Raw genomic sequence first — 12,644 nt, 5'->3', positions numbered from 1 at the left:
ATGCAACGCTCACTTCGTCACCCCGACACGCTGGATTTCCCATTCGAGCGTCACACCCGACTGCGCCTTCACCTTCGTCCGGACTTCCTCGCCCAGCGCCTCGATCTCCGCCGCCGTGGCGTTGCCGAGGTTGAGCAGGAAATTGCAATGCTTTTCCGACACCTGCGCATCGCCCAGCGTCAGCCCGCGACAGCCCGCCGCGTCGACCAGCGCCCAGGCCTTGTGCCCCTCGGGGTTCTTGAAGGTCGAACCGCCGGTCTTGGAGCGCAGCGGCTGCGAGGCCTCACGCGCGGCGGCGATGCGGTCCATCTCGGCCTGGATGTCGGCGGGTTCGGCGGCATGGCCCCGGAAGGTCGCCTCGACCACCACCGTTCCGTCGGTCAGGTTGGAGTGGCGATAGGTATATTCAAGGTCGGCGACGCCCAGCGTCTCGACCGTGCCGTCGCGGCGGACGACCGTGGCGGAGACCAGCACATCGGCCACCTCGCGCCCATAGGCCCCGCCATTCATCCGCACGAAACCACCCACCGTGCCGGGTATCGAGCGCAGGAACTCCAGCCCGCCGATCCCGGCATCGCGCGCATTGGACGAGACGAGGATGCCCGAGGTGCCGCCGCCACAGGTGATGACGTGCCCCTCTCCCGCCCGTGCGTAGCTGAACGGCTTGCCCAGACGGATCACGACACCCGGCACGCCGCCATCCCGCACGATCAGGTTGGAACCGAGGCCCAGCGCCATGACAGGCACGTCGCCTGCAAGCGTCTTCAGAAACGCCGAAAGGTCGTCCGTGTCCTTCGGCTCCAGCAAATATTCGGCCGGTCCGCCCGCCTTGAACCACACGAGCGGCGCCAGCGGCGCAGCGGGGGTCAATCGGCCAGCGGTATCGGGCAGGTTCATCGGCGCGCCTCGATGGCGCTGGCCAGGCCCGCCGCCCACTTCGTGATGTCGCCCGCACCCAGGCAGACGATCATGTCGTCCGCACGGATCGACCCCGCCAGCTCCTCGGCCAGCGCGTCCGCATCGGCCACGGTCGCGGTCGAGCGATGCCCGCGCCGCTTCAGCCCCTCGACCAGCGCGGAAGCGTCCACACCCTCGATCGGCTGCTCACCCGCCGCATAGACCGGCGTCACCAGCACGCGGTCGGCATCGTTGAAGGCGGTCTGGAACTCTTCCATCAGATTGCCAAGCCGGCTGAAGCGATGCGGCTGCACCACCGCGATCACGCGACCCCGCGCGCCTTCGCGGGCGGCGGCCAGCACCGCACGGATCTCGACCGGGTGATGGCCGTAATCGTCGATCACGGTCGCCGCGCCGCCATCCACCGCGATCTCGCCGACCTTGGTGAAGCGCCGCTTTACGCCGCCGAACTGGCTGAATCCCTGTTGGATGGTCGCATCGTCAATGCCCAGCTCCAATGCGACGCCGATCGCGGCCAGCGCGTTCTGGACATTGTGGCGGCCGGGCATCGGCATTTCGATTCCCTCGATCGAGCGCGCGGTGCCGTCGCGATGGCGGATGATCGCCTCGAACCGGTTGCCGCCGGGGATGGGCGTGACGTTGACGCCGCGCACATCTGCCTGGGCCGAGAAGCCATAGGTCACGACGCGCCGGTCGCGGACGCGCGGCAGGATATTCTGTACCTCCGGGTGGTCGAGGCAGAGCAACGCCGCACCATAGAAGGGCACATTCTCGACGAACTCGACGAACGCGTCCTTCACCCGGTCGAACGAGCCATAATGGTCGAGATGCTCGGGGTCGATATTGGTCACGACCGCGATCGTGCCATCCAGCCGCAGGAAGCTGCCGTCGCTCTCATCCGCCTCGACGACCATCCAGTCGCTGGCACCCAGACGCGCGTTCGAGCCATAGCTGTTGATGATGCCGCCATTGATGACGGTCGGGTCGACACCCCCGGCATCCAGCAGCGCCGCGACCATCGAGGTGGTCGTCGTCTTGCCATGCGTGCCCGCCACCGCGACGGTGGACTTCAACCGCATCAGCTCGGCCAACATCTCGGCCCGGCGAACCACGGGGATGCGGCGTTCCAGCGCGGCTTCGACTTCCGGGTTGGAGCGGGTGATCGCGGTCGAGGTCACGACCACCGCTGCATCGCCCAGATTGTCGGCAGCGTGCCCGATGGCGACCGGAATACCCTTATCGCGCAGGCCCTGCACCACATAACCCTCGGCTACGTCCGATCCCTGCACCCGATAGCCGAGATTCTTCATCACCTCGGCAATGCCCGACATGCCGATGCCGCCGATGCCGACGAAGTGGATCGTGCCGATATCCGTGGCGACGCCCTTCATGCGCCTGCTCCCGCCAAATTCTGAGTCCTTTGCGATTTGCCCACCGGCAAGACCATGCGCGGCGCGTCGAGGCTTTCGACCAGGTCGGCGAGGTCGCTCGCCGCCTCGGGTCGTCCACAGGCGCGCGCGCGGCCCGCCGCATTCTCCAGCGCCGCCGGGTCGAGGCCCAGCTTCTGCATCTGCTTCGCCAGTTCCACCGGCGTGAAGTCGCCCTGCGCGATGGTGCGCGCACCGCCCGCCCTGGTCATCTCGCGCGCGTTCACCGTCTGGTGGTCATCGGTGGCGCTGGGCAGCGGTACCAGGATCGCCGGGCGGCCCGCCACGGTCAGCTCGGCCAGCGTCGAGGCGCCCGCCCGCGCGATCACCAGATGCGCCCAGGCGAGCTGTTCGGGCAGGTCGGGCAGATAGGTGGCGAGTTCGGCCGGAATCTCATGTTCGGCGTATTTGGCGCGAACCGCGTCGATATCCTCGATCCGCGCCTGATGCGTCACCTGCAACCGCCGCCGGAACGTCACGGGCAGCATGGCGAGGCCATCGGGCACGACCTGGCTCAGAATGCTCGCCCCCTGGCTGCCGCCGGTGACGAGGACGCGGAAGATGCCGTCCTCCTCCAGCAGCGGATAGGGCCGCGACCGCAGCGCCAGCACCTGGTCGCGCACCGGATTGCCGACCAGCCGGGTTTTGTCGGCATGTTTGGCGCTCAGTCGCTGCGTATCCTCATAGGACAGCGCAATCGCATCGACCTTGCCCGCGACGAGCCGGTTGACCCGGCCGAGCACGGCGTTCTGCTCATGGATCGCGGTGGGAATCCCTTCCGCGAACGCCGCCAGCAGGGCAGGCATCGCCGGATAGCCGCCGAAACCGATCACCGCCGCCGGGCGGAACGTCTTGTAGAGTTCGCGCGCCATCGCCCGGCCACGCCACATCTCGCGCAGCGCCTTGGCCCAGCCGACCGGCCCGCCCGAAAAGCGCCCGGCGGGCAGGACATGCGTCTGGATATCCTCGAACAGCCCCGGAAAGCGCACGCCGCGCGCATCCGACACCAGCGCGACACGGTGGCCGCGCCGGGTCAGCTCGGCCGCCAGCGCCGCGGCGGGGACCATATGGCCGCCGGTGCCTCCGGCAGCGAGGACGAAGTGACGGCTCATTGCCCGCTCCACCTGACTACATAGGGGCTGCGCGTCAGGAACGGGTTGCGCCGGGTAAATGCCAGCAACAACCCCATCCCGATCGACAGCGCGATCATCGACGAGCCGCCATAGCTGATGAACGGCAGGGTCATCCCCTTGGAGGGCGCAAGCCCCGTGTTCACCGCCATCGAGATCAGCGCCTGCGCGCCGAACTGCACCGCCAGCCCGGAGGCGGCGTAGAGCTTGAACTCGTCCTGTTCGTCAAGCAGCTTCACGAACACGCGCACCACGATCGCCAGGAAGACCAGCGCGATGATCGAGCAGGCGATCAGCCCGAACTCCTCGCCGATCACCGAGAAGATATAGTCGGTATGCGCCTCGGGCAGGCCGAACTTGGCGGTGCCCCCGCCCGGCCCCGTCCCGGTCCAGCCGCCCGCGGTCAACGTGTTGTGCGCGGCGTTCACCTGGAAATGGTCGGCCGCACCCTCGCCATCGACATCGGGGAAGAGGAACGCATTGATGCGGCTGCGCGCCACGCCATAGAACATATAGGCGGTGACCAGCCCGATCGGCGCCAGCGATCCGATCGCCAGCATCACCCGCATCGGCGTGCCCGAGATCATCAGCAGCGCCAGCCAGACCAGACAGAAAACGATCGTCTGGCCGAAATCGGGTTGCAGCATCAGCAGCCCGGCAACCAGCCCGGTCATGCCCATGGTAATGAGCGTGGCGGGCAGATCCTTTTCCTTGGCCCGCAGCGACAAGATCCAGGCCGTCGTCACGATGAACATCGGCTTCAGGAACTCGGACGGCTGGAACTGCGCGATCCCGAACCCGACCCAGCGCCGCGCGCCGTTGATCGACACGCCGATAAAGGGCGTCACGGCGAGGACGGCGATCAGCACCGCCGTGCCCAGCACCGCCATGCGCCGCGCGGTGACGACCGGCAGCATCGACACGATGAACAGCACGGGTAGCGAGACGCCGACCCACATCACCTGTCGCCAGAAATAATAGAGCGGCGCGAATTTCCGATGCTCGCCCGAATAGCGCATCGCGGTGGCGGGGCTGGCGGCGGCAACCGCGATCAGGCCGATCGCGATCAGGAACAGGGTGAGCAGCAGCAGCACCCGGTCGATGTCCCAGAACCAAGTGCCCAGCGGCGAGCGGTCGCCGCGTCCGCCGCGTCCCTTCATCGACCCGATCAGGCCGGGACGCGGGGTCTTGGGCGCACGCTCGCTCATGCCAGGGCCTCCACCGCCGCGCGGAAAGCGTCGCCGCGCGCTTCGTAGTCGCGGAACTGGTCGAAGCTGGCGCAGGCGGGGGACAGCAGCACCGTGTCACCGGGTTGCGCGGCCGCCGCCGCATGGGCGACCGCCGCCTCCAGCGTGCCGGATTGTTCGACCACAGGCACCTTGTCCTTCAACAGGCCGAAGAACAAAGGCGCAGCCTCGCCGATGGTATAGGCCGCGACGACATGATCCAGATGCGCGGTGCAGGCGTCGAGATCGTCGCCCTTGCGCTTGCCGCCGACGATCCAGTGGACGCGGGGGAAGGCCGCCAGTGCGGGGGCGGTGGATTCGGGGTTCGTTGCCTTGGAGTCGTTGACGAACGCTACGCCGTTGCGCGTCGCGACCTGCTGCATCCGGTGCGGCAGACTGGCATAGCTGGCGAGACCTGCCTCGATCGCATCCTCGCGGATGCCCAGCGCACGGGCGACGGCAATGGCCGCCTGCGCGTTCTGGGCATTGTGCGGGCCTTGCAACGCGGGCCAGCGGCTCTGGTCGATCGTGCTGGCTGCGATGGCGACGAGATCGTCGGTCCGTCCAGCCAGCCCCTGCGCGATATTCGCCGAGGCTTCGTCGCCCGTGCCGATGACCGCGACATGGTCTGCCGACTGCATCGCGAACAGCCGCGCCTTGGACGCGGCATAGCCCGCAAACCCGTCATAGCGGTCGAGATGATCGGGCGTGATGTTGAGCAGCACTGCCACGTCGCAATCCAGGCGCTGCGTCAGGTCGATCTGATAGCTGGACAGCTCCAGCACATAGACCCCGCCCTCGGGCAGAGGCTCCTGCCCCAGGATCGGCAGGCCGATATTGCCGCCCATCAGGGTCGGCAGGCCCGCCGTCTTCAGGATATGATGGACCAGCGCGGTGGTGGTCGACTTGCCGTTGGTGCCGGTGATACCGACGACCTTATGCGGCGGCAGGTCCCGCCGCGCCTGGGCGAAGAGTTCGATGTCGCCGATCACCGGCACGCCAGCAGCTCGGGCGGCAGCGGCCAGCGGATGGGTGTTGAGCGGCACGCCCGGCGACACGACCAGCGCGTCGAAGCCTGACAGGTCGTCGAGCGGCGCAACAACAAGCCCCTCCCCTTCAGGGGAAGGATTGGGGTGGGGCGCATCCTCAGGCCGTACAGTTTGCGGCGAGGCCCCACCCCCAGCCCCTCCCCTGAAGGGGAGGGGAGCCAGAGCCTCACGCTTGGCGGGATCGCTGTCCCATGCCACCACGCTCGCCCCGCCCGCCAGCAACGCCGAAACGGTCGCGGCGCCGGAGCGTGCGAGCCCCAGCACCGCGTAACGTTTCCCCGCCCAGTCGCTGGCGACGATCATCGCAGCTTCAACGTCGACAGGCCCGCCAGCGCCAGCACGAAGGCGATGATCCAGAAGCGGATCACGACCGTCGGCTCCGACCAGCCGAGCTGTTCGAAATGATGGTGGATCGGCGCCATGCGGAACACCCGCTTGCCGGTCCGCTTGTAGAAGAAGACCTGGATGATGACCGACATCGCCTCGACCACGAACAGGCCGCCGATGATGCCCAGCACGATCTCGTGATGCGCGACGACCGCGATGGTGCCGAGCGCGCCGCCCAGCGCCAGGCTGCCGGTGTCGCCCATGAACACCGCCGCCGGAGGCGCGTTGAACCACAGGAAGGCAAGGCCAGCACCCACCACCGCGCCGCAGAAGATCGCCAGCTCGCCCGCACCCGGCACATGCGGGATGCCGAGATAATCGGCGAACTTCACGTTGCCCGCCAGATAGACGATGACCATGAAGGCGACGCTGGCGATGATGACCGGCATCGTCGCCAGCCCGTCCAGCCCGTCGGTCAGGTTCACGGCATTGCCGAACGCCACGATGGTGAAGGCGGCGAACAGCGGGTAGGCATAGCCCAGATCCAGATACATGCGCGAGGTGAAGGGCAGGTAGAGATGCGGCCCGTTCTGCCCCATGATGATCCACGCCGCCACGCCCGCAATGGCGAATTCCAGCAACAGCCGGGTCTTGCCCGACACGCCTGCCGTCGAGGCCTTTCGCACCTTGTCATAATCGTCGAGGAAGCCGATCGCGCCGAACCCCAAAGTCACGAACAGGCACGCCCAGACGAACGGATTGAACACGTTCATCCAGATCAGGATCGACAGCGTCATGCTGGTCAGGATCATCAGCCCGCCCATGGTCGGCGTGCCGCGCTTGGCGAGGTGGGTCTGCGGCCCGTCGGCGCGGATCGGCTGCCCCTTGCCCTGGCGGACGCGCAGCCAGCCGATGAAGCGCGGCCCGATGATCAGGCCGATGAACAGCGCGGTCGCCACCGTCGCGCCGGTGCGGAACGACTGGTAACGGATGAGGTTGAGAAGCCCCGGAAAACCGAGATGCTCCGCGATCCAGTACAGCATCTAACTCACGCCCCGCCCGTTGGGATATCGCCGCGCAGGGCCGCCACGACACGCGACAGCCCGACCCCGTTCGACCCCTTGATCAGCACCACGTCATCGGGTGCGATGATAGCGGCCAGCGCCTCGCGCGCGGCCTTCGCATCCGCCACATGGACGAAATCGACACGCCCCTCAAGCGCGGCTGCGAGCGGCGCCATCGATTCGCCGACCAGCAGCGCCCGTTCGACGCGCGCGGCAAGGATCGGCTCGACAAGCCCCGCGTGATAATCGGCCGAGTCTTCGCCCAGTTCGCGCATCTCGCCCAGCACCGCGACATGCCGCCCCGGCTCCTCGGCCAGCACCGCCAGTGTCGCGCGCATCGAGGCGGGATTGGCGTTGTAGCTTTCGTCGATGACCAGCGCGCCATTGCCCGCCCGGAACCGCGCACCGCGCCCGGCGAGACCACCGAGTTCGGCCAGCGCCAGCCCCGCCAGCCCCAGATCGCCGCCCGCCGCATCGACGGCGGCCAGCACCGCCAGCGCATTGGACACCCAATGCCGCCCCGGCTGGGACAAAGTGAAGTTCAGTTCCTTGTCGCCCAGCCTGGCGGTGACGAAGCTGCCGCCGGTGGCCCCGCGCATCGCCTCGACCGCGCGGACATCGGCGGCGGGGTCGAAGCCGAAGGTCACGATGCGGTCGGCATAGGGCCGCGCCGCAGCGATCAGGCGATCACGGTGCGGGCTGTCATAGGGGATGATCGCGGTGCCGCCGGGTTGCAGCCCCTGGAAGATTTCGCCCTTCGCGTCGGCGATGGCCGATTCGTCGGGGAAGAACTCGGTATGCGCGGGCGCGATGGCGGTGACGATGGCGATATGCGGGCGCACCATCGCCGTCAGCGTGGACAGTTCGCCCGCATGGTTCATCCCCATCTCGAACACGCCCGCGCGAACGTCGCGCGGCATCCGCGCAAGGCTTAGCGGCACACCGGTATGATTGTTGTAGCTCTTGACCGAGCGGTGCACCGCGCCGCGCCAACCGCGTTCGAGGGCGGCGTAGAGCGCCTCCTTGGCGCTGGTCTTGCCGACCGATCCGGTGACGCCGATGATCGTCGCCTGCGTGCGGGCACGGGACGCCCGGCCCAGATCCTCCAGTGCGCGGAAGCTGTCGGCGACCCGGACATGCGGATGGTCGGTCGGATTGCTGACCAGAGCCCCCGCTGCCCCCTGGCCGAAAGCCTGATCGAGGAAGCGGTGGCCATCGGTCGCCTCGCCCGACATGGCGACGAACAGGTCGCCGGGGCCGACCTCCCGGCTGTCGAAGGCCACGCCCGAAACGGCGAAGTCGGCGGAGGCCGTTCCGCCGGTCGCCGCGGCGATCTCCTGCGCGGTCCACAAGCTCATTTGCGCTCCTCGGCCGTCTTCGCCCCATAATGCAGCGACAGCTTGGGCCGCACCCGTGCGGGCGCGTCCGGCTGTGCGGCATCGGCCTTGTCCACCGGGGGCGTCTTGGTCGGAGCCTGCGCCGTCATGCCGCACACTCCCGCGCGACGGTGACATCGTCGAAGGGCAGGATGAGATCGCCGACGATCTGACCCTGCTCATGCCCCTTGCCTGCAATCAGTACGATATCCTGCTCCCCCGCCTCGGCGATGGCGGCGGCAATGGCCTCGCGGCGGTCGCCGATCTCGATCGCACCGGTCGCACCGCGCATCACCTGGGCGCGGATCGCGGCGGGGTCTTCGGTGCGGGGATTGTCGTCGGTCACGATCACCCGGTCGGCATGCATCGAGGCTACCTGCCCCATGACCTCCCGCTTGCCCGGATCGCGGTCGCCGCCCGCGCCGATCACGACGATCAGCCGCCCGCCCGCATGGGGTTTGAGCGCGGCGATCGCCGCCTCGATCGCGTCGGGGGTATGGGCATAGTCGACATAGACCGGCGCCCCGCTCCGCGCGATGGCGGCGCGCTCCAGCCGCCCGCGTACCGGCTGCAACCGGGAGAGGTTGGCGATGGTCGTCGTCAGATCGCCGCCGGTCGCCAGCACCAGCCCCGCCGCGACCAGCGCATTGGCGGCCTGATAGGCGCCGATCAGCGGCAGTTGCACCTTGTGCGCCTGGCCATGCTCGTCCTCGATCACCAGCCCCTGACCCAGCAGGGTCGGATGCCGCTCGACCAATTTCAGCGTCGATCCGCGCGTACCGACCGTCACCAGCTTGTTGCCGCGCGCCCGCGCCAGGTCGATCACCCGACCGCTCTGCACGTCATCGGCCCAGACGACCGCCGTGCCCTCGGGCGACAGGACTTCGGAGAAAAGCCGCATCTTCGCCGCAAGATACGCGCCCATGTCGCCATGATAGTCGAGGTGATCGCGCGAAAGGTTCGTGAACGCCGCCGCAGACACGTCCAGCCCCTCGGTGCGATACTGGGTCAGGCCGTGGCTCGACGCCTCGAACGCCAGATGGGTCACGCCCTCGCGCGCCAGCCCGGCGACGTTCGACAGGAAGGTCACGACATCGGGGGTGGTCAGCCCGGTATAGGTCCGTTCATCGGCGGTGGTGACGCCCAGCGTCCCGATCGAGGCGGCGTGATACCCCGCCATACGCCAGAGCTGGCGCGTCATCTCCACGGTCGAGGTCTTGCCGTTGGTCCCCGTCACCGCCACCGCCGTCGCCGGGAAGGGCGCGAAGAACGCGGCCGCCAGCCGGGCAAAGGCGGCACGCGGTTCGTCGGAGGCGATATGCACCGCCCCCTCGACCGTCACGCCGGGCCGCGCGACGACCGCCACGGCCCCGCTGCGCACCGCGTCGGCGATGAAATCCTCGCCATTCACCCGCGCGCCCTGGAACGCGCCGAAGATCGTGCCGGGTGCGACCTTGCGGTGGTCGATCGCGAAACCGGAGACGAGGGCGTCGCCGCCCTCGCCCGTAATGCCATGGTCCAGTTGGTTCAGCTTCATGCCGCGCGCCTCATCGTCCATCCACCGGCGGCGATTTCGGGTCCTGCCACAGGGTAGGCAGGATATCCGACTCGTCGATATCCTTGGTGGCATCGGGCACCACGCCCAGCATCGCGCCGACCCGCGTGATCGTCCGTCCGACCACGGGGGCGGCGTTCCAGGCTGCGGTCTTCCACCCGAACGTCTCCTTCGTACCCTTTGGCGAGTCGAGCATCGCCAGCACCACATAACGCGGCGCATCCATCGGGAACGCCGCGGCGAAGGTAGCCACGTTGCGCGACCGATCATAGCCGCCCGCGACCGCCGCCTCGGCGGTTCCGGTCTTGCCGCCGACGCGGTAGCCCGGCGCATCGCCCTTGCGCCCCGTGCCGCGCATCACGATCAGGCGCAGCATCTGGCGCATCTTGTAGCTGGTCGCCTCGCTGATGACCCGCCGTCCCGCCGCGGCATGGCCCGGCGCGACCTTCAGCAGCGTCGCCGGACGCCAGATGCCGCCATTGACCAGCGCCGCATAGGCCGAGGCCAGGTGCAGCGGCGTCACCGCAATGCCGTGGCCATAAGCGGTCGTCATCGTTGTCGTGCGCGCCCAATAGGTGGGCAGCAGCGGGCGGCCCTTTTCGCGAAGCTCGATATCGGGCTTGGTATCGAAGCCCAGCTTGCGGAACATGGTCTGCATCCGCTGCGGCCCGATCTCGTCGGCGATGCGCGCGGTGGCAACGTTAGACGAGTAGATCAGTGTCTCGGCCATGTTCAGCCAGCGCTTCGGATCGCCCGCTTCGTCATGGATGGTATAGCTGCCGACCTTGAGCGGATGCGTCGCATCGAAGCGCCGCTGCATCGAAGTGACGACGCCATTCTCCATCGCCACCGCCATGGTGATCGGCTTGAAGGTCGACCCCAGCTCGAACACGCTCTGCGTGGTGATGTTGCGCAGTTCCTCGGTGCCCGCCATCCCGACCCGGTTGGGGTTGAAGGTCGGCAGCGAGACCATCGCGATCACCTCGCCGGTATGCACGTCCAGGATGATGCCGCCGCCGCCGCGCGCCGAGAAGGTGTTCATCGCCCGGCCGAGTTCGCTTTCCAGCGCGGCCTGGGCGCGGGTGTCGATCGACAGCGCGACGGGCTTGCCCGACTGCGCCGGATCGAGCAGCCGTTGGTCGAGCACGCGTTCCATGCCGCTCATCCCGTGCCCGTCGGTCGACAGGAAGCCCAGCGCGTGCGCGGCGAGCGAGGATTGCGGATAGAGGCGCTGCGTCTCGCGATCGAAGACAAGGCCAGGCTCGCCGATGGCATTGACCTGCTCGACCAAGGTCGGGCTGGCGCGGCGTTGCAGATAGACGAAGTTCGCCTTGCGGGTCAGCTGGCCATAGAACCAGGCCTGATCGCCGCGATCGGGCATCAGTGCGGCGAGGCGCGCGGCGACCTCCATAGGATCGCCGATCAGCTTCTTCGGATGAACCGCGATCGTCCAGCTGTCGATCGTGCGCGCCAGCGGCGCACCGTTGCGGTCGACGATATCGCCGCGCGCCGCCAGCGTGGCGGTCCGCGCGGCCGCATCGGCAGGTCCGGCGAACACCGCCAGCAGCATCAGCCGCCCGATCACGACGACCACCGCCGCGCCGAACAGCATCATCAGCATCATCAGGCGCATATGCGTCGTCGCGACCAGCGCATGGCGCTGGCCGGCGGTACGCTGCGTTCCGGCGGGACGCGCGACCAGAACGCTCAACGCCGCCGCCGCGCTTCGGTCTTGGCGCCCTTCAGGATATCACCCAGCGTCGTGTCGGACAGCAGCTGGCGGTCGAGCATCGCCACGGCTTCCGGCCGGACCTTCGCGACGGCGGCGGCGGTGCGGACGGTCGCGATCGGGGCGGGCTTGGCCTTTTTGGTCGTCACGACATGTTCGGACACGGCCTGGACGATCTGGGGCTTGGGCAGATCCACCTTGGCGAGGCGGACGACGGGGGCGGGCGCGTTGGGCTTGGACAGGGCGGCTGGCGCGGCGGCGGCCACGGCTTCCGGCTGGACGACGACAGGCGCAGGCTGCGAGGGGACGAGCAGCGCGGCGGTCTGGATCGTGCCCTCGGCGGGACCACGGGTCACGTCGAGCGAGGCCAGCTGCGCCTCGTCACCGACAAACTGGCCCGCCACCGGCGCGGTCAGCGCCAGCGTGTCGCCATTCCACTTTTCCAGCTGAACCAGATTGGCGCGGGTATCGAACTCCGTCTCCAGCGCACGTATGTCCCGCTGCGCAGCGGCGATGCGGCCGTTGACGTCGTCGAGCTTCTTGCGCTCCGCCGCCACCTGCAGGGAGACGAGGTAGAATCCCAGGACGACTGCGACGCAGCTCCCGAACCATCCTATCCCCCTCAACCGATACGCCGCCGTCATACGCCAAACTCCTGAGTCAACTCGCCCCCCGGCGCCCTGCCCCTATCCGCCGACCAGGCCGGGGATTCCGTACGCGTCGCAAAGCGCAGCGTCGCCGAGCGCGCGCGCGGATTGCGGGCCAGTTCCGCCTCGCCCGCGCGCACCGCCTTGCCGACCTGGGCAAAGCTGGGTGCCCGCGCCGCCGCCTGTTCGGGCAGAT

11 protein-coding genes and 1 pseudogene are annotated in these 12,644 nt (G+C 68.4%); all 12 read right to left on the bottom strand.

The genetic code is table 11. The annotated features are described in order from the left end of the window. Positions 1–9 precede the first annotated feature (9 nt). On the bottom strand, positions 10–897 hold the full coding sequence (gene murB / locus SP5_RS14385; protein WP_174435555.1) for a UDP-N-acetylmuramate dehydrogenase: 888 nt from the start codon (positions 895–897) through the stop codon (positions 10–12). Continuing rightward, on the bottom strand, positions 894–2,309 hold the full coding sequence (gene murC, locus SP5_RS14380) for a UDP-N-acetylmuramate--L-alanine ligase (RefSeq protein ID WP_042490036.1): 1,416 nt from the start codon (positions 2,307–2,309) through the stop codon (positions 894–896). Before murC ends, murB begins: the two co-directional genes overlap by 4 nt. Next, the gene (gene murG / locus SP5_RS14375; protein ID WP_042490034.1) at positions 2,306–3,457 is read right to left on the bottom strand and encodes an undecaprenyldiphospho-muramoylpentapeptide beta-N-acetylglucosaminyltransferase; all 1,152 of its coding nucleotides are present in this window, start codon (positions 3,455–3,457) and stop codon (positions 2,306–2,308) included. The genes murC and murG overlap by 4 nt, the downstream gene beginning before the upstream one ends. Then, positions 3,454–4,683 (bottom strand): peptidoglycan glycosyltransferase FtsW, encoded by a 1,230-nt coding sequence (locus SP5_RS14370; RefSeq protein ID WP_042490032.1) that lies wholly within the window; start codon positions 4,681–4,683, stop codon positions 3,454–3,456. Before SP5_RS14370 ends, murG begins: the two co-directional genes overlap by 4 nt. Then, positions 4,680–6,053, bottom strand: coding sequence for a UDP-N-acetylmuramoyl-L-alanine--D-glutamate ligase (gene murD, locus SP5_RS14365; RefSeq protein ID WP_042490028.1), 1,374 nt, complete (start codon positions 6,051–6,053; stop codon positions 4,680–4,682). The genes SP5_RS14370 and murD overlap by 4 nt, the downstream gene beginning before the upstream one ends. Further along, positions 6,050–7,120, bottom strand: a complete 1,071-nt coding sequence (gene mraY / locus SP5_RS14360; protein ID WP_042490026.1) for a phospho-N-acetylmuramoyl-pentapeptide-transferase — start codon at positions 7,118–7,120, stop codon at positions 6,050–6,052. The genes murD and mraY overlap by 4 nt, the downstream gene beginning before the upstream one ends. 5 nt (positions 7,121–7,125) lie before the next feature. Beyond that, entirely contained in the window at positions 7,126–8,499 is a 1,374-nt protein-coding gene (locus tag SP5_RS14355; protein WP_042490023.1) for a UDP-N-acetylmuramoyl-tripeptide--D-alanyl-D-alanine ligase, read from the bottom strand. Next, entirely contained in the window at positions 8,496–8,627 is a 132-nt protein-coding gene (locus SP5_RS19915) for a hypothetical protein (RefSeq protein ID WP_257575634.1), read from the bottom strand. The genes SP5_RS14355 and SP5_RS19915 overlap by 4 nt, the downstream gene beginning before the upstream one ends. Then, the gene (locus SP5_RS14350; protein WP_042490039.1) at positions 8,624–10,054 is read right to left on the bottom strand and encodes a UDP-N-acetylmuramoyl-L-alanyl-D-glutamate--2,6-diaminopimelate ligase; all 1,431 of its coding nucleotides are present in this window, start codon (positions 10,052–10,054) and stop codon (positions 8,624–8,626) included. The genes SP5_RS19915 and SP5_RS14350 overlap by 4 nt, the downstream gene beginning before the upstream one ends. A gap of 10 nt (positions 10,055–10,064) precedes the next feature. Next, entirely contained in the window at positions 10,065–11,783 is a 1,719-nt protein-coding gene (locus SP5_RS14345; RefSeq protein WP_042490021.1) for a peptidoglycan D,D-transpeptidase FtsI family protein, read from the bottom strand. Further along, complete coding sequence (locus SP5_RS14340) at positions 11,780–12,445, bottom strand: hypothetical protein (protein WP_042490018.1); 666 nt, start codon at positions 12,443–12,445, stop codon at positions 11,780–11,782. The genes SP5_RS14345 and SP5_RS14340 overlap by 4 nt, the downstream gene beginning before the upstream one ends. Further along, positions 12,442–12,644, bottom strand: a pseudogene (locus tag SP5_RS14335) (16S rRNA (cytosine(1402)-N(4))-methyltransferase RsmH); the annotation flags it as partial. The gene SP5_RS14340 and the pseudogene SP5_RS14335, both read right to left, overlap by 4 nt.

Origin of the sequence: Sphingomonas parapaucimobilis NBRC 15100 (assembly GCF_000787715.1) — a bacterium.
Lineage (GTDB): Bacteria > Pseudomonadota > Alphaproteobacteria > Sphingomonadales > Sphingomonadaceae > Sphingomonas > Sphingomonas parapaucimobilis.
The sequence above is the reverse complement of the archived record's forward strand: the minus strand, read 5'-3'. Positions and strand labels throughout refer to the sequence as shown.